Origin of the sequence: Kineosporia sp. R_H_3 (genome assembly GCF_002198675.1) — a bacterium.
GTDB lineage: Bacteria > Actinomycetota > Actinomycetes > Actinomycetales > Kineosporiaceae > R-H-3.
This window is the reverse complement of the sequence record NZ_MWLL01000167.1, coordinates 2,496-24,419: the sequence shown is the minus strand read 5'-3', so window position 1 is coordinate 24,419 and position 21,924 is coordinate 2,496. Positions and strand designations below refer to the sequence as shown.

Below are 21,924 nucleotides of genomic sequence, written 5' to 3'. Positions count from 1 at the left end.
GGACGCGGAGCGTCCGGGTCGTGCGTCCGGCGGTGCCGACGGGCCGCCCGACGGGGACACCGACGGGCTGAGCGGGCGTTACAGGTAGAGGCCGTCGTCGGGTTCTGCCGGCACCCCGAACGGCCGCGCGTACGGGCCCGCCCCGGGTCCCGGCGGCGCGGCCGGTCCGCCGGCACCGCCGAGCAGCGAGCGGGTCAGGGCCCCACGTTCGTCGAGGAGCTCGTCGAGGGCGGCGCGCAGGTCGTCCTCCGTCACCGGGTGGCCGGCCTCTGCGGCGACGAGCACCGATCGGCGCACGAGCTCCTTGAAGAAGGACGCCGTCATGCCCGCCGTCCGCGCGGCGACGACCTCGAGCACGTCCTCGCCGAACGGCAGGCCGCGACCGTAGAGGCCCGCGAGCGCACGGCGTCCCGCGTCGTCCGGCAACGGCACCTCGACGGCGAGGTCCACGCGGCCGGGGCGTTGCGCGAGAGCGGGTTCGAGCAGGTCGGCCCGGTTCGTCGTGAGGACGAAGGCGACGTCGGCGTCGCCGCCGAGCCCGTCCATCGCCTCCAGGACGGCGAACAGCAGCGGCTGCGCGTCGGGGGACAGGTCCCGGCTCTCGGCGACGAGGTCGACGTCCTCGAGGACGACGGCTGCGGGCTCCAGCGCCCTGGCCAGCTCGACCGCCTCACCGACGAACCGCAGGGACGTCCCCGACAGCAGCACCGTCGTCACCCCCTCGAGGTGGCCGAGCAGGTACCGCACGGTGTGCGTCTTGCCCGTGCCGGGCGGGCCGTAGAGCAGCAGTCCCCGCTTGAGGTGCTGACCGGCGGCGCGCAGGACGTCGCGGTGCTGCGCCGTCCCGACGACGTGCCGCTCGACCCGCTCCAGCGAACCCGCCGGCAGGACGACGTCCTGCCGGGTGAGCGTCGGCCGCGGGTGGAAGCCGATCCCGCCGACGCTCGGGATGTACGCGTCGTCGCTGCTGCCGAGGGTGAGGATCTGGCCGCGGAAGACGCTGCGTTCGACGACGAGGCGCCGCAGGTCCGCCACGATGTCCTGCGCGACCCCCTCCGCCGCCGCGACCTGGACGGTCGCGCCGCCGTTGTTGAACCGCTCCTCGCCGACCGACTCGAGGACGGCGACCGGGGTGCCGCGGTAGCGGAAGAGGTGCACGCCGAGCGACACCGCCTCGCGCTGGCTGTGCGGCCCGGTCGGCAGGCTGACCCGCTCGACGGCGCCCACGGTGAACGTGCCCCACCGGCCCGAGTCCTGGAGCATGCCGCTGAACGAGGAGTGGTGCCGCTGGTCCCCGCCGCCGACCCCGATGACCGTGCCGCCGCCGTGCTCGGCGACGAGGGCCTCCAGTGCGACGTCGAGGTTGACGTGCTGGTGCCGGTCGACGCGGTGGGTGACGACCGGGACCTGGCCGGCGTCCGCGCCGAGGTGCTCGCCCACCGCCCGCGCGAGCGGCGTCCCCGCGCGGCGCCCGGCCCGGACCGCCTCGACGACGTGGTCGAGGTAGTCGGCCACGCCGGCGGCGACGCGCTCGGTCTGCTCGTCCACTGCTCCCCCCACGGCGACGCGCTCGACGGTCTGGCCCACGACAGGCGGGCCGACGACAGGCCGGCCTACGACAGGACGGCTACGACAGGACGTCCTTCGTCGTCAGTCTGGCCCACGCGAGGGCGGTGAAGACAGCGACATACGCGAGCTGGAGCCGGCCGTTGGCGACGAAGGAGTCCCAGACGACCGGCGTGCGCAGCAGGTCGCCGAGGTCGAGCCAGTGGTGGCTGAACAGGTACGGGTGCAGCCAGTCGACCTGGGGGATGCCGCCGAGGATCTGGGACGTCACCGCGAGCGTCACGGTCGCGGCCATCGCCCCGACCGGGATCTCGGTGAGGGTCGAGACGAAGAGCCCGATCGCCGACATCCCGAGCATCGAGACGCTCACGTACGCGGCGACGAGCAGCGCGCGCACGAACGACTCGGGGACCGAGACGGCGTCCCCGGAGAGCAGCGTCACCGGCCGCAGCCCGAAGAGCGCACCGCCGACGACGGCGCCGGTGAGGACGACGGTGAGCGTCGCGGCGAAGCAGAACACCGCCGTGCACGCGTACTTCACGGCGAGCAGCCTCGTGCGGCCGGCCGGGGCGAGGAGCAGGTAGCGCAGGGTGCCGAGGTTCGCCTCGCCGGCGATCGTGTCGCCGGCGACGACGCCGATCGCGAGCGGCACGAACAGGGGCACGGAGACGACGAGCGCGGTGACGCCGACGAAGAGGCCGTTCTGCGTCACCCGGTCGAGCAGCGGCGGGCCCTCGCCCGGCCGCGGCGCCGAGGAGAGCTTCACCGCGACGGCGATGAGGATCGGGACGCCGGCGAGGACGGCGAGGATCGCCTGGGTGCGCCGGCGGCGGAACAGCGTGAGCACCTCGGACGCGAAGAGCCCGCCGGTGCGGCCGCGGGGCGGATCGCCGGCGGCGACGGTGTCGGACCGGTCCTGCGCGGTCGTCGGTCCCGTGTCAGCGGACAACGTCGAAGCCCTCCCCGGTCAGAGCCACGAAGCGGTCCTCGAGGCTGTCGTGCTCCACGGTGAACCCGCGCACCCGGACGCCGTCCGCGACGAGTGCCGCGACGACGTCCTCGGGGGCGGGCGCGGAGCCGTTGAGGTGCACCGGGACCGCTGCGACGACGGCGTCCGCGGTGACGTCCGGGGCGCCGAGCCCGAGACCGCTGAGAACCCGGGCCGCGTCCGCGCCGTCCGGCGTCGTGACCCGCACCCGGGAGCCGCCGGCGCCGCCGAGCTCGTCGAGCGTGCCCTGCGCGACGAGCCGGCCGGCGCTCATGACCCCGATGTGCGAGCAGATCTGCTCGACCTCGGCGAGCAGGTGCGACGACACGAACACCGTCGTGCCGTCGGCGGCGAGCGACCGGACGAGCGAGCGGACCTCGCGGGTGCCCTGCGGGTCGAGCCCGTTCGTCGGCTCGTCGAGGACCAGGAGGTCCCGCGGGCGCAGCAGGGACGCCGCGATGCCGAGCCGCTGCTTCATCCCGAGCGAGTACGCGCGCACCTTCTTGCCCGCGGCGTTCGACAGCCCGACCCGGTCGAGGGCCTGCGCCACGCGGGCGTCCCGGGTGCGGCGGGAGGCACCGGCGTCCGCGGCGTCGAACCGGCGCAGGTTCGACGCCCCGGACAGGAACGGGTAGAACGCCGGACCCTCGACGAGCGCCCCGACCCGGGGCAGCACCGCACGCAGGTCGGTCGGCATCGGCCGGCCGAGCACCTCGACCTCGCCGTCGGTCGCACCCGCGAGACCCAGCAGCACCCGGATCGTCGTCGTCTTGCCCGAGCCGTTCGGCCCCAGGAACCCGTAGACGCTGCCGCGCGGGACGACGAGGTCGATGCCGTCCACCGCTGCGTGCCGTCGGAAGCGCTTGGTCAGCGCACGGGTACGGATCGCGAGGTCGGTCACCCGGTCAGGCTACGTCGGGGGAGGGCGACCTCGGGATTCGCCCGCGCGGGCACCACCGAACCTCCATACTCGGCGCATTCGATCATGGGCACCGGGCCCGGTCGCGCGGGACAGGGACGTCGCATGAGGGTGAAGCGCAGCGGGATCGTGGCCGGCCTGGTGGCCGGTGCGTCGGCGATCGCGGTGGCGGTGACGGCGACACCGGCCGCGGCCGCCGTCGCGGCCTTCAAGGCCAGGGTCACCGTCGGGGCCACGTGCTACGACGCCTACTCGCAGACGTCGTCCACCGGCGTCACCCGCGGGGTCATGCAGTGCGAGACGGCCACCTCCGGCAGCGAGCTGGTCCTGTTCACGGGCAACGGCACCACCTACACGAAGATCCGGACCGGTGTCGCCGGGCGGGCGGTGGCGTTCGCCGACGACGGCACCTCGTACTTCACCCTGTACGAGCCGACGAGCGGCAAGGGCGCGGTGACGCTGCTCAAGCGGAACCACTCCACCGGGACGCAGTCCAAGATCGTCATCCGGGCGGCGTCCGCGTCGACGGCCGACGACTCGCTCCACAGCGGTGCGCTGCTGGTGTCCGGCGGCAAGTACTGGGCCGCCTACACCGTCAACAACGGCGCCATCCTCTTCGGCAGGACGCTCACGAAGCAGACGCTGGTGGCGAGCCTGCCGTCGACCATGCCGGCGGTCAGCGGCTGGGAGCCGTCGCTCGCGCGCACCGGGACCGGGTCGGTCGCGATGGTCGTCGCCGAGCCGCCGCCCGCCGAGGCGGGGATCATCGTCCGGTACCGGACCAAGGCCGACGGCACGTGGATCCGGTACGTCGTCCGGTCCGGAGCGGGCGGCCACGCACCGCAGATCAGCTGGTCCGGCGGCGTCACGCGGATCTCCTGGCTGGAGCGCACCACGACCGGTGGGTACAAGGTCGTCTACCAGGACAACGCGACCGGCTCCTGGGTCCGTACCACCGTCCCCGGCCTGCCCGCGACCGACTGGCACGAGCTGCGCATGTTCAGCACCGGCGGCAAGCTCACGTTCGTCTACAGCGGGCGCGCGGCGGGCAAGCCGTCCGGGGACTCCCAGATCGTCGTGACCCAGCGCTCCGGCACGACCTGGTCCACGACCGCGCTGAGCACCTCGGCGTACGGCAACCTGCTGCTCGGCGCGGGCGGCTGGAGCGGGAAGACGATCGTCGTCTTCTACCCGCAGTTCGACCCGAACCCGGGCGTCTACTCCCGCCGCCAGGCATGACCCGGCGGGACCGGACGAGGCTCGGACGGCGGGGCGCGGCCGTCGCGCTCGTGGCGGGGGCGGCGGCGGTCGCCCTCGCCGTCAGCGCGACGCCGGCCGCGGCCGCGGTGGGGGCGTTCAAGGCCCGGGTCCTCATCAAGGCCAAGTGCCTGGACGGCTGGACGCAGACGTCGTCCACCGGCGTCACCCGCGGCGTCCTGCAGTGCGAGACGGCCGCGACCGGCACCGAGCTGGTGCTGTTCACGGGGAACGGCACGACCTGGACGAAGATCCGCACCGGGGTCAACGGCAGGCCGGTCGCCTTCGCCGACGACGGGACGTCGTACTTCGCCCTGTACGAGCCCCCGAACGCCAAGGGGGCGGTCCTGCTGCTCAAGCGGAACCACTCGACCGGTGCCCAGACCAAGATCACGATCAGGGCGGCGACGACGGCCACGGCCGACGACTACCTGCACAGCGGCGCGCTGCTCGTCTCGGGCGGCAAGTACTGGGTCGCCTACACGGTCAACAACGGCGCGCTCCTGTGGGGCAAGACCCTGACGAAGCAGAACCTCGTGCCGGCGCTGCCGGCGACCATGCCGGCCGTCTTCGGCTGGCAGCCGTCGCTGGCCCGGACCGGCACGGGCTCGGTGGCGATGGTCGTCGCACAGCCGCCGCCGTTCGAGGCCGGCATCATCGTCCGGTACCGGACGAAGGCCGACGGCACGTGGATCCGCTACGTCGTGCGCTCAGGCGGCGGCGGGGTCGCCCCGCAGATCAGCTGGTCCGGTGGGGTCACCAGGATCTCCTGGCTCGAGCGGACGGCGACCGGTGACTACAAGGCCGTCTACCAGGACAACGCGACGGGCTCGTGGGTCCGGACGACGGTGCCCGGACTTCCCGGGAACGGCTGGCCGCGCCTGCGGATGTTCACCAGCGGCGGGAAGCTGACCTTCGTCTACAGCGGCCACCCGGTGGGCACGCGCACGACCGAGGGGCAGGTCGTCGTCAGCCAGCGCTCCGGGACGACGTGGTCCACGACCGCGCTGAGCACCTCGTCCTACGGGAACCTGCTCCTGGGCGCCGGCAGCGCGAGCGGCAAGACGATCGTCGTCTTCTACCCGCGGTTCGACCCGGACCTCGACCGGGGCGTCTACTCCCGCCGCCAGGCCTGACGGCCCGGCTCAGCGGGCCGCCGCGACGAGCGTCTCGACCGGCACCGCGCCGACGAGAACCCGCCCGTCGTCCGTGACGAGCACGCTGAACAGCGCCGTGCGCAGGGCACGGCCGCCGTCCACCGGGGTCGTCACCTGCGCGACGAGCGGGTTCGCGAGCAGCGCGGCGACGTCCGGTGCGTCCGCCGCGGCGGACGGCTTCGCGACGAGGACGGCGGCCCAGCCGGAGCCGACGAGGCGGACGTCCGGTCGCTGCGCGGCCGTGCCCTCCGACGGGCCGTCCGGTCGGGCCGCGGGGCCCTTGGCCGACGGCAGGTCCGCGGCGCTCGGCAGCGGCACGGTCCTCGTCGTCACGTCGGCGCCCTTCGGCGGCGTGAACGCGAACCGGCTCGCGGCGGGGCGGGCGTAGTCGATGTCGGCGAAGCCGCTCTCGAGGACGGCCTCGGACGTCCCGCGGGCGAAGACCTGCACCCGCAGCGGGAGGCCGGTCGCGGCGTCCACGGCGAGGACGGCGCGGTCGACGAGCGTCGCGTCGGTCCTCGGCGCGACGACGAGCGTGTACGCGGCGCGGCCGGCGACGGTCTGCGGCGGGTCGAGGGTGACGGCGGTCGTCGGGTCGAGCCTGGAGACGACGAGCTCGGCGAGCGCCTGCGGCGTCATCGACGTCAAGGCGTCACCCGGGGTGCCCGCGGCGGGGCTGCGCCCGGCGCCGGTCTTGCGCTGCTCGGCGAGCGCACGGACGGCGGCCTCGTCGGGCAGCACGTAGTGGGTGCCGCGGGCCGCGCCGGTGTCGAAGGTCCACACGTCACGCCCGTCGTGGACGAACGCGACCTCGGCGAAGGTGTCGAGGAGCTGGACGCGCTGGCGCTGCGGCCCGTCGAGCCACACGCGCAGCGTCGTCCGGCCGGTGAGGAGCCGGGTGAGAACGGCCTGCGGGTCCGCGGCCGAGCCGCTCGCGGGGTCCCCGCCGTCCGCGCCGCCCTGGCCGCCGCCCGTGCCGCCACCTGTGCCCCCGAGGGAGGGCAGAGCCGGCAGGCCGAGGTCGGCGCGCGTCCGGACGGTCCCGGACAGGGCCTGGACGTCGGACGTCGCGGCGAGCGCGAGCACCTGCGCGGCCGTCCGGGGCGGGACGTCGGGTGCACCGCCGGCAGCGGCGGACGAGACGACGACCCCGCCGGCGACGACGGCGGTGACGGTGGCGGGGACGAGCCAGCGGGAGAGCCTCACCTCTCGACTGTACGTCCGTTCCGCCGGGACGTACCTCCCGGAGTCGTGGGGGAACTGTGGACGTCCGCGAGCGGTCCACGATGCCCGTTCTGAGCACAGTTGCACACGCTTCGTGTTCGCAACGACACGCCGAGTGAAAAAAGTTCGGGGATCTGCTTGGCAGAAAGCGTCGCCGTCAGTAATCTTCCACTCACAGAACGTTTACCGGGTGGGGTAGGGAAGGCGAGGTCACCCGGGGTCGAGCGCAGCGACCCCGGGTGACCCGCCCAATAGACCACGGTCGGCGGCGACGGCCCCCGACGTTCGCCGCCGACCGTGTCCACCGGTAGTCAGCACGAGAGCAGGGCCCGCCCAGGCGGGCCCTTTTCGTCGTCCGGGTGCGCGCCGTCCGGGCGCGGTCCGAACGCCGTCCGGGCCGTCAGGTGCCGTTGCGCGAGAAGTGCATGTAGTCCTTGAGGGACTTCCAGTTCCCGCCCCAGCCCCAGCCCTCGGCGGCGAACGCGCGGGCGGCCGGGCTGCCGCGGGTGATCATGCCCGGCCGGACGTCGGCGCGGTCCCGGTAGGTGCCGGCGAGCTCGGGCAGCGTGATGCCGCCCTTCATGTACGGGTTCATGAAGGGGTTGACGTCGATCGCGAGCCCGTAGGCGTGCTGCGACCAGTGCGTCGTCCCGGCCGCAGAACGGCAGTTGAACGCGCCCGTCGTGTTGCCGTCGCCGGTCGGGGGCGCGTCGCGCTCCTCGACGGTCGTGACGACCATCCGCTCGACGGGGAACCGTGCGGCGTAGAGCTTGCGGAACACCCGCACCATCGCCGGGGCGGCCGCCTTGTTCACGAGCAGCTCGCCGGTGTGCGGCCGGCCGTCGAAGCCGATGAACGAGACCGTCACGTACCGCAGGTCCTCGAGCGTCACCGGGCAGCCCGGCCCCCAGGTGGAGCGGGCGACGACCGAGGCCGGCACCGCCGTCACCGTCGAGCGGAAGGTGCCGCCCGCCGGCGGGGGCAGGGTGTCCTCGGTGGCGATGTTCCGCGGGTCCAGCTCCGGCGGGGTCGGACCCATGACGCCGTAGCCGTCCTTGCGGAGCTTCAGCACCCGGCGGCCGAGCCACGAGGGGGCCGGCGTCGCGCCGCCGGAGGGTGCCGGGGTCGTCGCGGCCGGGGTCGCGGGCGTCGTGAGGGACGGCGCAGGAGGCGGCGTGGTGCTCGTCGCTGGCACCGGCGTGGGCGCCGGTGTCGTCGCGCCGGTCGTCACTGTGCCCGTCGTGGCCCCGGTGCCGGACGGCGCGCCGGCCGTCGCCGAACCGCCGGCGCACGCTGCGAGGGTCACGACCGCGGCGGTGGCGGCCAGCGCCCGGACGGCCCGGCGCTGCGGCGCGCCGCACCGGCGCCGCGTGCCCCGTGCACCGTCCATGGACCGTCCTCCGCCCTCGTCAGGTGCGACAGTCTGCCTCCTGCGGCTGTGCGCCGTCCCGGTGCCGGTGGCCCGGGCGGGTGGCGCGTCGATCATGTGCCCGCCCCGGTCGCCCGCCGGGTGCCAGACTGTCGGACGTGGGTGCGGGGATGCGGTCGAGGTCGGTGCGGTCTGTGCGGTCCGTCCGGGGGGTGGTGCCGGGCGCGGTCGCGGTCGTCGGGCTCGCCCTGACGGCCGCCTGCGGGGCGGGGTCGGCCGGGACCTTGTCCGCCGGTGCCGCGTCGTCCGCCCCCGCGGCCGCCGCGTCCACGACGGCCACGACGGCCACGACGGCCGGCCCGTCGGTGACCGCCGCACCGTCCGCGACGACGCCCGCCGCGACGGCGACGCAGAGCGCGACCAGGACCCCGTCTGCGTCCGCGACCGCGCTGCGGACGTCGTCCGACCCCGCACGGCGCACGACGCGCTGGAACGAGCCGACGACGTTCCGGGCGCTCCCGGTCGTCAGCGGCCGGGCGCTCGCCGGCATGGTCGTCGTCCTCGACCCGGGGCACCAGATCGGCAACAGCCGGCACCTCGCGAAGGTCAACCGGCTCGTCAACGCGGGCAACGGCATCCGCAAGGCCTGCAACACGACGGGCACGCAGACGAACGGCGGGTACCCGGAGTCGAAGGTCGCGATGCGGATCGCGCTCGCGGCGAAGAAGCGGCTCGAGGCGCAGGGGGCCAAGGTCGTGCTCACCCGGCCGCGCGAGGACGTCGCGCTGTGGGGCCCGTGCATCGACGCCCGTGGCCGGGTCGGCAACGGGGTCGACGCGGACGCCGTCGTCTCGATCCACGCGGACGGCGCACCGGCGACGGCGCGCGGCTTCCACGTGATCCGGCCGGCCTCGGTCAAGGGCTGGACGGACGACATCGCCAAGCCCTCCAAGCGGCTCGCGATCGCCGTCCACGACGCGCTCGTCGACGCCGGTCAGCGGCCCGCGACGTACATCGGCAGCCACGACGGCTACGACGTCCGCTCCGACCTCGGCACGCTGAACTGGAGCGACCAGCCGATCGTCATGATCGAGCTGGGCAACATGCGCAGCGCGCGCGACGCCGCGATGCTCACCGACCCGAAGTGGCAGGACGGCGTCGCCGCCGCCGCGATCACCGCGGGGGTCGTCGACTTCCTGGCCTGAGCGGACCGCTGCCCGGGTCGACGTCCGCCGGCTCCCAGCCGAGCGGCTGGACGGCGTCCGTCAGCGGGACGACGGGCAGCTGCACCGTGAGCTCGAAGTGCTCGGTGCCGTCCCCGAACGGCAGCCCGCGCCACGCCTCGAAGCAGGGCTGGTGCGCGGGGGCCCAGCCGGACGCGGGCAGCCAGGTGCGGTAGAGCAGGTCGAGCGCCGCGAGCTCGTCGGCGGCCGTGCCGCTGACGTCGACCTCGGCGAGCGTCGTCGGCGGGAACACGGTGAACCCGACGGCGGGGTCGTCCGGACCCGCCGCGGCCGCCGGTCCGACGTCGTCCGGCACCTCGAGCCCGACGTCGTACCGGCACCGGTCGAGCGGCACGGTCTCCGGGTCGTCCCACTGGTAGCCCAGCCACTGCCCGCCGTCGAGGCCCCGGGCACCGGCCCAGCGGACGAGGTCCTTTGCGGCCTCGGCGACGCCGCCCGAGTACGGCGCGACGACGCGGACGTACGCGACGCGGCGGGCGCCGAGCGGCCGCAGCCGGACGGTTGCCGCCGCGTCGTCCGCGGGCCCGGGTGCGGCGTCCGGGGCGTCGGTGCCGGTGAACCGGTCCCGCTGCCCGGCCGGGAGCGTGTCGAGCAGGTGCAGCCGGTGCTCGGCCCGGAAGCGGTCGATGTCGAGCCCGCGCGGGGACACCCCGTAGCGCGCCCGGAAGGTGCGCGAGAAGTGCGAGCTCGACGAGAAGCCGCACGCGAGCGCGACCTCGGTGAGGGACGCCGTCCGGCGGTGCGCCATGAGGTGCAGGGCCCGCTCGAGCCGCACCCGCGTGACGAAGGCGTGCAGCGTCTCCCCGGTGGTCGCCGCGAACACCCGGTGGAAGTGGAAGGGCGAGAAGCCGGCGACGGCGGCGACGTCCTCGAGGGTCAGCGGGAGGTCAGGGTTCTGGACCACGTGGTCGACGGCCGCGTCGACCCGTCGCGCGTAGAGCGGGTTCGCAAGAATCGGCAAGTCCTCCGTCCGGGTCCGGGCTAGCGTCGGCACACCCCGTCGATCACGGGGCCGTCGACCCGAAAGGTAGCGTCCGTGGACCTCGGCACCTTCTCGATCAGCCTCGCCGTCAAGGACGTCGAGGCGTCCCGCGCGTTCTACGAGGCCCTCGGCTTCGAGGTCTTCGGCGGCAGCGTCGAGCACCGGATGCTCATGATGCGCAACGGGACGACGGTCGTCGGGCTCTTCCAGGGGATGTTCGAGCGGAACATGCTGACGTTCAACCCGGGCTGGGCGGCGGACTGCTCGCCGCTGGAGGGGTTCACCGACGTGCGGGAGATCCAGCGCCGCCTGCGGGAGCGGGGCATCGAGCCGGTGGCCGTCGTCGACGAGTCGACGACGGGGCCGGGGAGCATCGTCGTCGTCGACCCGGACGGCAACCCGGTGCTGCTCGACCAGCACGTCTGAGGCCGCGCGGGCCCGGCGCGATCCGGTGACGGTTCACCGGGCGCCGCCCTGGCGGCGCGAGCACCATGGCCGTGATGGGACGCGACGAGAACGCTGCAGAGACCACGGCCGGCCCGCCGGCTCCGCAGCGGCAGGTCGGTGACGGCCGGAGCGAGGAGCCGGACCCGCGCCGGTGGCGGGCCTTCACCGTCTGCCTCGTCGCCGGGTTCATGTCGCTGCTCGACGTGAGCATCGTCAACGTCGCCCTGCCGTCGCTGCGCGAAGGGCTCGACGCGTCGCAGAGCCAGCTCCAGTGGGTCGTGTCCGGGTACGCGCTCGCCTTCGGGCTCGTGCTGGTCCCCGCCGGGCGCCTCGGCGACGTGCGCGGCAGGCGCGGCGTCTTCGTCGCCGGGCTCGTGCTGTTCACCGTCTCGAGCGCGGTGTGCGGGCTCGCGCCCGGCGCGGGCTGGCTCGTCGCGGCCCGGCTCGTGCAGGGGGCCGCGGGCGGGCTGCTCAACCCCCAGGTGTCCGGCTTCGTCCAGGAGCTGTTCAGCGGCCGGGAGCGGGGGAAGGCGTTCGGGCTGCTCGGCGCGACGATCGGGCTGTCGACCGCCGTCGGGCCGCTCACCGGCGGCGCCCTCATCGCGGCGTTCGGGGCCGACCACGGGTGGCGGGCCGTGTTCTTCGTCAACGTCCCCGTGGGCGTCGTCGCGGTCGTGCTCGCGCTCCGGCTGCTGCCGCGCACCGGTCGGCGGGCCGGCGCCGGTCTCGACCCGGTGGGTGTCGTCCTGCTCGGCGCGGGCGTCCTCGCCGTGCTGCTGCCCGTCGTCCAGGACCGGTCGTGGCCGGGCGGCGGCAAGTGGGCCCTCGTGCCGGTCGGGCTCGTGCTGCTCGCAGCCTTCGTCGTGTGGGAACGCCGGCTCACGGCGCGCGGCGGTGACCCGATGGTCGACCTGTCGCTGTTCCGGCGCCGCTCGTACGCGCTCGGCGCCGGGCTCGGGCTCGTCTACTTCGGCGGTTTCACCGCGATCTTCTTCGTCCTCGCGCTGTACCTGCAGTCCGGCCTGGGCTACAGCGCCTTCGCGGCGGGTCTCGCGGTGACGCCGTTCGCGCTCGGGTCGGCCGTGGCGTCCTGGCTGGGCGGGCGGTTCGTCACGCGGGTCGGCCGCCCGCTCGTCGCGTCCGGGCTCGCGATGGTCGTCGTCGGGCTCGTGGGGACCGACCTCGTGCTCGGTGCGGTCGGCGCGGACGGGGTCGGCGGCGTCCCGGTCGGGCTCGCGACGGTGCCGACCCTGCTGCTCGCGGGCGTCGGCAGCGGCCTCGTCATCTCGCCGAACATCACGCTCACGCTCTCCGAGGTGCCCGTTCGGGAGGCCGGGAGCGCGGGAGGCGTGCTCCAGACCGGGCAGCGGATCGGCGCCGCGGTCGGTATCGCCGTCGTGGGCGCCGTCTTCTTCTCGGCGCTCGCCCGCAGCGGCGGCGACTGGGACGCCGCCGTCCGGCACGGGCTCTGGGTGAGCGCCGGTGTCGTCGCGGTCGCCCTGCTGCTCGCGCTCGCCGACCTGCGGTCGGGCCGGCGCGCCACGGCCTGAGCGGGTCCCGCCGGGCCTGCGGGCGACGGCACGACGGGACGTTCGTCCCTCGCCCCGCCCGTCGTCGTCCGGCAATCATTCGGTACCGAACGAACGGTGCCGAGGAGGCTGCGATGGGTGAGGTCGTCGGCGCGGGGCTGCTCGCGCACGTCCCGACGATGCTGATGCCGTACGAGGAGCGGCTCGCGCTCAACGAGGGCAAGGAGATCAGCCTCGTCCCCGGCATCGAGCAGCTGCGGCGGGACGTCTTCGAGACGCTCGACTACGACACGGTCGTCGTCCTCGACTCGCACTGGTTCACGACGGTCGAGTTCGTCGTCACCGCGCAGGACCGGCGGGCCGGGCTCTTCACGGCCGAGGAGCTGCCGCGCGGGATGTGCCGGATCCCCTACGACTGGCCCGGCGACCCCGAGCTCGCGCACGCGATGGCCGCCCATGGCGAGAAGCACGGCACCTGGGTCACCGCGATCGACGACCAGTACCTGCCGATGTACTACGCGACGCTCAACCTCTGGCACTTCCTCGGCCGGGGCCTGCCCGACAAGCGGTGGGTCTCGGTGAGCGTGTGCCAGACGGGGGACACCCTGGACTTCCTCGCCGCGGGCCGGGCGCTCGGCGACGCGATCGCGGCCGTCGACCGCAAGGTGCTCCTCGTCGCGAGCGGTGCGCTCTCGCACACGTTCTGGCCGCTGCGCGAGCTGCGGGCGCACGAGGCGAGCGACCCGTCGCACATCTTCTCCCGCGAGGCGTACGAGGCCGACCAGGAGCGCCTGCGCTGGTTCGCGGACGGCGACCACGCCCGGGTGCTCGACACGATGCCGGAGTTCCTCGAGCACCGGCCCGAGGGCAAGTTCGCCCACTACCTCATGATGGTCGCCGCGCTCGGCGAGGGTGCCGTGACGGCGCCGTCGCGGCAGTACGGGGAGTACGAGAACTCCGTGGGCACCGGCCAGGTGCACCTGTGGTTCGACCGCCCCGCCGGGGGCTGGACGGCGCCGCGCGCCTGACCTCTGCCTCGCCGGCCGGAAACCCGCTGGGGACGGCCCGGTCGCGCTGCCTATGCTGGAGCCGGCATGTCCACCCAGCAGTCCTCCCCGCGTGAGGCCCTCGCCGCGCTGCGCGAAGGGCTCGGCGAGGTGACCCTGCGCGACGCCCGGCGGCTGGGCCGCCGGCTCGACGGCGTCCGGGGGATCAAGGACCCGGCCCGGCAGGCGCAGGCGCTCGCGCAGATCGCGGCGGACGTCGCGACGGCGCAGCAGCGGCTCGTGACCCGGGCGGTCGCGATGCCACGCATCACCTACCCCGAGCAGCTGCCCGTCAGCGGCCGCCGGGACGACATCGCCGCCGCGATCCGGGACCACCAGGTCGTCGTCGTCGCCGGTGAGACCGGGTCGGGCAAGACGACCCAGCTGCCGAAGATCTGCCTCGAGCTCGGGCGGGGCGTCCGGGGGCAGATCGGGCACACCCAGCCGCGCCGGATCGCCGCCCGCAGCGTCGCCGAGCGGATCGCCGAGGAGCTCGCGGTGCCGCTCGGGGAGGCCGTCGGCTACAAGGTGCGGTTCACCGACCGGGCGAGCGACTCGACGCTCGTCAAGGTCATGACGGACGGCATCCTGCTCGCCGAGATGCAGGGCGACCGGATGCTCACCGGCTACGACACGATCATCATCGACGAGGCGCACGAGCGGTCGCTGAACATCGACTTCATCCTCGGGTACCTCAAGCAGCTCCTGCCGCGGCGGCCCGACCTCAAGGTCGTCATCACGTCCGCGACGATCGACCCGCAGCGGTTCTCCGCGCACTTCGGCGGGGCCCCGGTCGTCGAGGTGTCCGGGCGGACCTACCCGGTCGAGGTGCGCTACCGGCCGCTCGTGCAGCCGGCCGTCCTCGACGAGGACGCGGTCGACGAGGACCTCGACGACCTCGCGCGCCCCGACGGGCGACGCAACCCGTTGCTCGCCAAGGGATCCGGGCGCGGGCCCAAGGCGGACGTCGAGACCGACGTCGTGCGCGACCAGGTCGAGGCGATCTGCGACGCGGTGTCCGAGCTCGCGGCCGAGGGGCCGGGCGACGTCCTCGTGTTCCTCTCCGGCGAGCGCGAGATCCGGGACGCCGCCGAGGCGCTCAACCGGTTGCAGCTGCGGCACACCGAGGTGCTCCCGCTCTACGCCCGGCTGTCCGCCGCCGAGCAGCACCGGGTCTTCACCTCGCACACCGGACGGCGCGTCGTCCTCGCGACGAACGTCGCCGAGACCTCGCTCACCGTGCCGGGGATCAAGTACGTCGTCGACCCGGGGACGGCGCGGATCTCGCGCTACAGCAACCGGTTGAAGGTGCAGCGGCTGCCCATCGAGCCGGTCTCGCAGGCGTCGGCGAACCAGCGGGCGGGCCGTTGCGGCCGGACGAGCGACGGCATCTGCATCCGGCTGTACGACGAGGAGGACTACCTCGCCCGGCCGGAGTTCACCGAGCCGGAGATCCTGCGGACCAACCTCGCGTCCGTCATCCTCCAGATGACCGCGCTCGGCCTCGGGGACGTCGACAAGTTCCCGTTCGTCGACCCGCCGGACCGGCGCAGCGTCAAGGACGGCGTCGACCTGCTCGTCGAGCTCGGGGCGCTCGACCCGGCGAAGCCGGCCGCCGACCGGCTCACCCCGGTGGGGCGCCGGCTCGCCCAGCTGCCCGTCGACCCGCGGCTGGGCCGGATGATCCTCGAGGCGCACGCGAACGGCTGCGTCCGCGAGGTCATGGTCATCGCCGCGGCGCTGTCGATCCAGGACGTGCGGGAGCGCCCCGTCGACGCGCAGCAGCAGGCCGACGAGAAGCACCGCCGGTTCGCCGACGAGACGAGCGACTTCGTCACGCTGCTGCGGCTGTGGGAGTACCTGCGCGAGCAGCAGAAGGAGCTCAGCAGCAGCGCCTTCCGCCGGCTGTGCCGCAGCGAGTACCTCAACTACCTGCGCGTGCGCGAGTGGCAGGACCTCTACGCCCAGCTGCGCCAGCTCGCGAAGAGCCTCGACGTCACGCTGAACAGCGAGCCGGCCGACCCGCAGCGCGTGCACCAGTCGCTGCTCGCCGGGCTGCTCTCGCACATCGGGCTGCGGGACGCCGCGGCGCGCGACTACCAGGGCGCCCGCGGGGCCCGGTTCTCGGTGTTCCCCGGCTCGGCCGTCGCGAAGAAGCAGCCGTCGTGGGTCATGGCCGCCGAGCTCGTCGAGACCTCGAAGCTGTGGGGCCGCACGGTCGCGAAGATCGAGCCGGAGTGGGTCGAGCCGCTCGCCGGCCACCTCGTGAAGCGGACCTACAGCGAGCCGCACTGGGAGAAGAAGCGGGCGTCGGTCGTCGCCGTCGAGCGGGTCACGCTCTACGGCGTCCCCATCGTCGCCGGCCGCACCGTGCAGTACGGCCGCGTCGACCCGGAGCTGTCCCGTGAGCTGTTCATCCGGCATGCGCTCGTCGAGGGCGACTGGGAGACCCGGCACGCGTTCTTCGCCGAGAACCGCCGCCTGCTCGACGACGTCGAGGACCTGGAGAACCGGGCCCGGCGCCGGGACATCCTCGTCGACGACGAGACGCTCTTCGCGTTCTACGACCAGCACGTCCCCGCGGACGTCGTGTCGGGCCGGCACTTCGACGCCTGGTGGAAGCAGGCCCGGCGGGAGACACCCGACCTGCTGACGTACACCCCCGAGCTGCTCGTCAGCGACGACGCCGACGAGGTGAGCGAGGCCGACTACCCGGACGTGTGGCGCCAGGGCGAGCTCACGCTGGGGCTGACGTACCAGTTCGAGCCCGGTGCGGCCGCCGACGGGGTCACCGCGCACGTACCGGTCACCCTGCTCAACCGGGTCAGCCCGGACGGCTTCGAGTGGCAGATCCCGGGGCTGCGGCACGAGCTCGTCACGGCCCTCATCCGGTCGCTGCCCAAGGCGTTGCGGCGCTCGTTCGTGCCCGCGCCGGACACCGCCAAGGCGCTGCTCGGGTCGCTGCACCCCCGGCACGAGCCGCTCCTCGAGGCGGTCGCGCGCGAGCTCTCCCGGGTCGGCGGGTTCCCGGTGCCGCGCGACGAGCTCGACCTGGAGAAGGTGCCCGAGCACCTGCGGATGACGTTCCGCGTCGAGGACGCCCAGGGCCGGATGCTCGCCGAGGGCAAGGACCTCGACGCGCTCAAGGTGCGCCTCAAGCCGAAGGTCGCGACGACGATCTCGCAGGTGGCGCAACGGGTCGAGCGCGCCGGGCTCACCGACTGGTCGATCGGCGAGCTGCCGCGGACCTTCGCGGCGGACGGCGTCCGGGGCTTCCCGGCGCTCGTCGACCAGGGTGCATCGGTGGCGGTGAAGGTGCTGCCGACCGAAGCGGACCAGGCGCGGGCGATGGTCACCGGCACCCGCCGGCTGCTCCTGCTGACGACGCAGTCGCCGGCGAAGACGGTGCTCGGCCGGCTCGACAACCGGGCCAAGCTCGCCCTCAGCCATGCCCCGCACGGCGGGGCCGTCGCGCTCTTCGACGACTGCCTCGCGTGCACCGTCGACGTCATCGTCGAGGACGCGGGCGGACCGGCCTGGGACGCGGCCGGTTTCGCGGCGTTGCGGGACGCCGTCCGCGGGCGGGCGGAGCCGGTGCTCACCGAGGTCGTCACCGTCGTCGCGGACGTCCTCGCGGTCGCCGGTGAGGTCGAGCGCGCCGCCCGGAGCACGTCGAGCCTCGTGCTGCTGCCCGCGCTGACCGACGTCCGTGAGCAGCTCGCCGCCTTGGTGCACACCGGGTTCGTCACCGAGACCGGCTACCACCGCCTGCGGGACGTCGCCCGTTACCTGCGGGCCGCCGTCCAGCGGCTGGAGAAGCTTCCCGAGCGGCCCGAGCGCGACCGCGAGCTCATGTGGCGGGTCGAGCTCGTCGAGCAGTCGTACGCCGACCTGCGCGCCCGGCTCAAGCCCGGTGCCGCCGTCCCGCCCGCGCTCGACGAGATCCGCTGGATGGTCGAGGAGCTGCGCGTCAGCTTCTGGGCGCAGAACCTCGGCACCCCCTACCCGGTCTCGGAGAAGCGGATCCAGAAGGCCATGGACGCCGTCGCCGCCAGCCTCCCGTAGCCCGCCCGCCGAGCCGCTCATGCTCGCGCCGCGTACCGTTCTCGACGTCGTTCCGGCCGGATTCCGGTACCGACCACGAGCATGAGCGGAGGACGGCGTGCGGCTCGTCGCATACTTCGAGATCCCGGTGACCGACCTCGACCGGGCCGTCGCCTTCTACGAGGGCCTGCTCGACGTCCGGCTCGAGCGCGCCGTCGTCGACGGCCACCCGATGGCGCTCTTCCCGCCCGCCGACGGGGTCGGGCAGGCCACGGGCGCCCTCGCCGCCGGGGAGAGCTACGTGCCGTCGGTCGACGGGACCCGGGTCTACTTCGAGGTGGACGACGTCCCCGAGGTCCTCGCCCGCGGCGTCGCGGCGGGTGCCCGGGTGCTGTACCCGCCGACGTCCGTCGGCGACGGCCAGGTCGCCGAGCTCGAGGACAGCGAAGGCAACCGCATCGCCCTGCTGTCCCACACCTGACACCCGCTCAGGCTCGCGCTACGTACCGTTCTGGGCGGTGTGCGGCCGGGATTCCGGTACCGAACGGGAGCATGAGCGGGAGGGCGGACGGCGTGACAGCAGTGGCGGGGCAGGTGGTCGCCCCCGTCGTCCGCCAGAACGCAACCACAACCCCCTCCGGACAGCACGAAGAGGCCGTAAGGGCGGGTTGTGGTTGCGCTGTGGTGCGGAAGCCGTTGCACGGCCCCGAGCATCGCTGCTCACGCGCCGATGGGGACCGGCGAGGACGCTGGCGGCATGGAAGACCGATCGTCGGACGTCCGAGCCCGTCCAGGTCGCATCGTGGCCGGTGCGCTTCTGCTGTCCTGTGCTCTCGTCGTCGAGTCGCTCGCGCTGCTCCTGCTCGGCCTCCAGGTGAGTGCCGACGTGCAGGCCGGTTGCGGTGGCGTGATCGACCCGTACCGGGCATCGCTCGCCCGGCGCGGGTTGACGCTGCTCCTGGCCCTCGGCATCGCGCCCTGGCTCGTGGCGGTGGGTCTGACCCGTCAGGTGCGGTGGCTCGGCGCCGGCGTTGTCGCGACGGTTCCCGCGTGGGTCGGTCTGCTGCAGGCGTACACGGCACCCGAGAGGTTCTTCGGCCCGTGGTTCTGCTTCTGACCGGCGTCACCGAGACCGCTGATGCTCGCGCCGGGTACCGGTTCCGGGCCTGCGGGAGGCCCAGAACGGTACCCGGCGCGAGCACGAGCGGGTGGGCGGGTCAGTCGACGGCGAGGCCGCGGCGGCGGCGCATCCGGCGGGACTGGGACGAGAAGACCGTGTCGGCGAGCATGCCGAGCACGAGGATCACGACCATGTACGCGATGAGCTCGGGGGCGTTGTTGAAGTCCTGGGCGAAGGACAGGCGCGACCCGAGACTCGGCTTGGCCTCGATGATGACGAGGAGCTCGCCGGCCATGAGACTGCGCCAGGCGAAGGCCCAGCCCTGGTTGAGGCCGGCCACGTAGGACGGCAGTGCCGCCGGGATGACGAAGTGCCGGTACAGGTCGACCGACCCGGCGCCGAGCACGGTGCCGAGGCGGGTGAACGCCGGCGGCACGTGGTCGATCCCGGAGATGATGCCGTTCGCGATGCTCGGCGCCGCGCCGAGGATGACGACGAAGGTGATCGCCTGCTCGTTGAGGCCGAAGAGCAGGATCGCGAGCGGGAACCAGACGATCGAGGGCATCGTCTGCAGGCCGGTGATGAGCGACCCGATCGCCGCGCGGACCGGCCGGAACCGGGAGACGGCGATCCCGACGACGGTGCCGATCGCGATCGCGAAGGCGAAGCCGACGAGTGCCCGGCGCAGCGTCGTCCCGATCGCCTGCCAGAACTCCGGCTCGCGCACGAGGTCGCCGAGCGTCTGCGCGACCGTGAGCGGCGCCGGGAGCACGAACTCGGGGCGCCAGCCGGACAGGACGACGGCCTGCCAGATCGCGACGAACGCGACGACGGCGCCGACCTTGGGCCAGGTGCCGGCCCAGAGCGCCGACAGCGCGCGGGACCGCGCTGCCGTGTCGGCCGGGGGCTCGACCGGTCGGGTCGCGGTGTCAACCGACATGGCGGGCCACGTCCTCTCGCAGGGCGGCGGTGAGCGAGCCGGCCCGGCGGGCCACCTCCGGGTCCTCCATGCGGCGGGGCCGCGGCAGGTCGATGTGCTCGGTGTGGACCACACGGCCCGGGGACGAGCCCATGAGCACCGCGCGGTCGCCGAGCCGGACGGCCTCGCGCACGTTGTGGGTCACGAAGAGCACGGTCAGCCCGGCCTCGCCGGCGACCCGCTCGATCTCGTCGTGCATGTGGTCGCGGGTCATCGCGTCGAGCGCGCCGAGCGGCTCGTCCATGCAGACGACCGAGGCGTCCTGGGCGAGCACCCGGGCCAGCGCCACCCGCTGCCGCATGCCGCCGGACAGCTCGTGCGGGCGCTTGTCGGCGTAGGCGCCGAGCCGGACCCGCTCGAGCAGCGCGTGCGCCTGCGGCGTCCGCTCGGCCCGGGCGACGCCGCGGAGCTTGAGCGCCAGCGCGACGTTCTGCGCCGCGGTGAGCCACGGCAGCAGGGTCGCCTCCTGGAACATCAGCGCGACCCGGCCGCCGACCTCGAGCGTGCCCGTCGTCACCTGCTCGAGCCCGGCGACGAGCGAGAGCAGCGTCGACTTGCCGCAGCCGGACGCGCCGACGATCGTCACGAACTCACCGGGCCGGACGTCGAGGTCGACGTCCTGCAGGGCCGTCGTCGCGGTCGCCCCGCGGCCGAACACCTTCGTCACCCCGGTGAGCCGGACGCCGCCGTGGGCGACGGGCTCGGGTCGTGCACCGGGCGCCGGGCGGGCCTCGTTCTCCGTCACGGTCACAGCGCCGCCACCTCGGCCTGGCCGCGAGCCTTGAGCGCGGCGTTGAGCTGGGCGAGGTCCCAGAGCTTCGCGAAGTCGTCCGACGGCGCCTTCTCGAGCAGGCCGACCGCCTGGGCGTGCCTCGCGGACTCCTTGAGCGTCGCCTGCAGCGGGTCGGCGCTGAACGTGAGGTTGCCCCACGCGTCGGCGAGCGTGGCCGGCTTGACCTCCTGGCCGGTGATCGCCGAGATCTTCGTCGCGACGTCCGCCTGGGCCTTGGCCGGGTCGGCGGCGATGAAGTCGACGGCGTCGAGGTTGGCCTCGAGGAACGCCCGCACCGTGTCGGGGTTCTTCTGGAGGAACTCGGTGCGGACGACGACGTTCGTCGTGACGAACTTGCCGCCCGGCCACAGGGTCTTCTCGTCGACGAGGACCTTCCCGCCGGCGGCGACGAACTGGGTCGCGAACGGCTCGGGCACCCAGGCGCCGTCGATCTGCCCGGACGCGAACGCCTGGAGCGCCGCCGAGTTCTTCTGCGGCTTGATGCTCACGTCCCCGCCGCCGTCGACGGTCGTCGTCAGGCCCTGCTCCTTGAGCCAGTAGCGCAGGGCGACGTCCTGCGTGTTGCCGAGCTGCGGTGTGGCGAGCGTCTTGCCCTTGAGCAGCGCGGCGGTCGTGATCTCTGGCTTGACGACGAGCGAGGCCCCGCCCGAGGTCGCGCCCGAGATGACACGGACGGCGGCCCCGCCGGACTGCGCGTACGCGTTGATCGTCGGGTTGGGGCCGATGTAGGCGATGTCGAGCGAGCCGCCGAAGAGCGCCTGGACGACGTCCGGCCCGGCGTTGAACGACTGCGTCTTGACCTTGCCGTCCCCGATCCGCTTCGTGAAGAAGCCCTCCGCGTCGGCGACGAGGCCGGGAGCGTGCGTGAGGTTCGGGAAGTAGCCGATGTTCACCGCGACGGTCTTGTCGGTCGACGGGGCGGTGGCCGCGGGGGCGGCGCCCGTGGACGCCGCGCTGCCGCCGCCGCACGCGGCGAGCGAGAGCAGGGCCGCGGCCGACACGGCGGCGGCGCCGGTCCGCAGCAGGCTGCGGCGGGTGGGGGAGGCGGAGGTCTGCACTGTGTTCTCCAGGTCCGGGTCGGGGTCCGGGTGGTCAGGTGGTTCACCGGATCGTTGTTCAGCAATCCGGTCTTGTTAATCAATACAGTAGAGAAGATGTTCCCGGCCCGCGTGGGCCGTCTCGGTGAATGGGACGGCACCCGTCCGGACGCACGAGATCCCCGGTCGTCGACCGGATCCGGGGCGGCGGGCCGGGATCCGG

General features: G+C 73.9%; 18 protein-coding genes. 9 read left to right on the top strand and 9 right to left on the bottom strand.

Annotation, left to right across the window (positions count from 1 at the left end; all coding sequences use genetic code 11):
- Positions 1 to 78 precede the first annotated feature (78 nt).
- The 3 genes from ECOMGDLI_RS18085 to ECOMGDLI_RS18075 are packed head-to-tail and all read right to left on the bottom strand — an operon-like array spanning position 79 to position 3,455.
- Positions 79 to 1,587, bottom strand: coding sequence for an ATP-binding protein (locus tag ECOMGDLI_RS18085; protein WP_233153512.1), 1,509 nt, complete (start codon positions 1,585 to 1,587; stop codon positions 79 to 81).
- Positions 1,588 to 1,627: 40 nt separating this feature from the next.
- Positions 1,628 to 2,515 (bottom strand): ABC transporter permease, encoded by an 888-nt coding sequence (locus ECOMGDLI_RS18080; RefSeq protein WP_088318245.1) that lies wholly within the window; start codon positions 2,513 to 2,515, stop codon positions 1,628 to 1,630.
- On the bottom strand, positions 2,505 to 3,455 hold the full coding sequence (locus ECOMGDLI_RS18075) for an ABC transporter ATP-binding protein (RefSeq protein ID WP_088318244.1): 951 nt from the start codon (positions 3,453 to 3,455) through the stop codon (positions 2,505 to 2,507). Before ECOMGDLI_RS18075 ends, ECOMGDLI_RS18080 begins: the two co-directional genes overlap by 11 nt.
- 123 nt (positions 3,456 to 3,578) lie before the next feature.
- On the opposite strand from ECOMGDLI_RS18075, the gene ECOMGDLI_RS18070 reads away from it, so the two are divergent.
- Entirely contained in the window at positions 3,579 to 4,712 is a 1,134-nt protein-coding gene (locus tag ECOMGDLI_RS18070; RefSeq protein WP_143447774.1) for a hypothetical protein, read from the top strand.
- A complete protein-coding gene (locus tag ECOMGDLI_RS18065) occupies positions 4,709 to 5,866 on the top strand; it encodes a hypothetical protein (protein WP_088318242.1) in 1,158 nt (385 codons plus the stop codon). The genes ECOMGDLI_RS18070 and ECOMGDLI_RS18065 overlap by 4 nt, the downstream gene beginning before the upstream one ends.
- 9 nt (positions 5,867 to 5,875) lie before the next feature.
- Here the strand turns inward: ECOMGDLI_RS18065 and ECOMGDLI_RS18060 are convergent, their stop codons facing one another.
- Both ECOMGDLI_RS18060 and ECOMGDLI_RS18055 read right to left on the bottom strand, forming a co-directional pair.
- Positions 5,876 to 7,093 carry a hypothetical protein gene (locus ECOMGDLI_RS18060; protein ID WP_088318241.1) on the bottom strand — a complete coding sequence of 406 codons (1,218 nt, stop codon included), beginning with the start codon at positions 7,091 to 7,093 and terminating at the stop codon, positions 5,876 to 5,878.
- A 418-nt stretch (positions 7,094 to 7,511) separates the two neighbouring features.
- Positions 7,512 to 8,501: a M15 family metallopeptidase gene (locus ECOMGDLI_RS18055; RefSeq protein WP_088318240.1), complete on the bottom strand. Its 990-nt coding sequence runs from the start codon at positions 8,499 to 8,501 to the stop codon at positions 7,512 to 7,514.
- 173 nt (positions 8,502 to 8,674) lie between these two features.
- On the opposite strand from ECOMGDLI_RS18055, the gene ECOMGDLI_RS33890 reads away from it, so the two are divergent.
- On the top strand, positions 8,675 to 9,685 hold the full coding sequence (locus ECOMGDLI_RS33890; protein WP_143447773.1) for an N-acetylmuramoyl-L-alanine amidase: 1,011 nt from the start codon (positions 8,675 to 8,677) through the stop codon (positions 9,683 to 9,685).
- On the opposite strand, the gene ECOMGDLI_RS18040 is transcribed toward ECOMGDLI_RS33890, so the two are convergent.
- The gene (locus tag ECOMGDLI_RS18040) at positions 9,654 to 10,685 is read right to left on the bottom strand and encodes a GyrI-like domain-containing protein (RefSeq protein ID WP_158221053.1); all 1,032 of its coding nucleotides are present in this window, start codon (positions 10,683 to 10,685) and stop codon (positions 9,654 to 9,656) included. The genes ECOMGDLI_RS33890 and ECOMGDLI_RS18040 overlap by 32 nt on opposite strands.
- A 75-nt stretch (positions 10,686 to 10,760) precedes the next feature.
- Between ECOMGDLI_RS18040 and ECOMGDLI_RS18035 the strand changes: the two genes are divergently transcribed.
- From ECOMGDLI_RS18035 to ECOMGDLI_RS18010, 6 genes are all read left to right on the top strand, one after another.
- On the top strand, positions 10,761 to 11,132 hold the full coding sequence (locus ECOMGDLI_RS18035) for a VOC family protein (protein WP_088318250.1): 372 nt from the start codon (positions 10,761 to 10,763) through the stop codon (positions 11,130 to 11,132).
- Positions 11,133 to 11,197: 65 nt separating this feature from the next.
- Positions 11,198 to 12,703 carry an MFS transporter gene (locus tag ECOMGDLI_RS18030; protein ID WP_369812766.1) on the top strand — a complete coding sequence of 502 codons (1,506 nt, stop codon included), beginning with the start codon at positions 11,198 to 11,200 and terminating at the stop codon, positions 12,701 to 12,703.
- 113 nt (positions 12,704 to 12,816) lie between these two features.
- Positions 12,817 to 13,710 (top strand): catechol 1,2-dioxygenase, encoded by an 894-nt coding sequence (locus tag ECOMGDLI_RS18025; RefSeq protein WP_088318236.1) that lies wholly within the window; start codon positions 12,817 to 12,819, stop codon positions 13,708 to 13,710.
- 66 nt (positions 13,711 to 13,776) lie between these two features.
- Positions 13,777 to 17,793 carry an ATP-dependent RNA helicase HrpA gene (gene hrpA, locus ECOMGDLI_RS18020; RefSeq protein ID WP_088318235.1) on the top strand — a complete coding sequence of 1,339 codons (4,017 nt, stop codon included), beginning with the start codon at positions 13,777 to 13,779 and terminating at the stop codon, positions 17,791 to 17,793.
- Between the two features lie 97 nt (positions 17,794 to 17,890).
- Positions 17,891 to 18,253, top strand: coding sequence for a VOC family protein (locus ECOMGDLI_RS18015; RefSeq protein ID WP_088318234.1), 363 nt, complete (start codon positions 17,891 to 17,893; stop codon positions 18,251 to 18,253).
- A gap of 321 nt (positions 18,254 to 18,574) precedes the next feature.
- On the top strand, positions 18,575 to 18,889 hold the full coding sequence (locus tag ECOMGDLI_RS18010) for a hypothetical protein (RefSeq protein ID WP_088318233.1): 315 nt from the start codon (positions 18,575 to 18,577) through the stop codon (positions 18,887 to 18,889).
- A 100-nt stretch (positions 18,890 to 18,989) separates the two neighbouring features.
- Here the strand turns inward: ECOMGDLI_RS18010 and ECOMGDLI_RS18005 are convergent, their stop codons facing one another.
- From ECOMGDLI_RS18005 to ECOMGDLI_RS17995, 3 genes are read right to left on the bottom strand one after another with little or no spacing between them, the layout of a single operon-like run.
- Positions 18,990 to 19,832: an ABC transporter permease gene (locus ECOMGDLI_RS18005; RefSeq protein ID WP_088318232.1), complete on the bottom strand. Its 843-nt coding sequence runs from the start codon at positions 19,830 to 19,832 to the stop codon at positions 18,990 to 18,992.
- Positions 19,822 to 20,622 carry an ABC transporter ATP-binding protein gene (locus ECOMGDLI_RS18000; protein ID WP_233153511.1) on the bottom strand — a complete coding sequence of 267 codons (801 nt, stop codon included), beginning with the start codon at positions 20,620 to 20,622 and terminating at the stop codon, positions 19,822 to 19,824. The genes ECOMGDLI_RS18005 and ECOMGDLI_RS18000 overlap by 11 nt, the downstream gene beginning before the upstream one ends.
- Positions 20,619 to 21,722, bottom strand: coding sequence for an ABC transporter substrate-binding protein (locus tag ECOMGDLI_RS17995; protein ID WP_198954965.1), 1,104 nt, complete (start codon positions 21,720 to 21,722; stop codon positions 20,619 to 20,621). The genes ECOMGDLI_RS18000 and ECOMGDLI_RS17995 overlap by 4 nt, the downstream gene beginning before the upstream one ends.
- Positions 21,723 to 21,924: the final 202 nt, after the last annotated feature.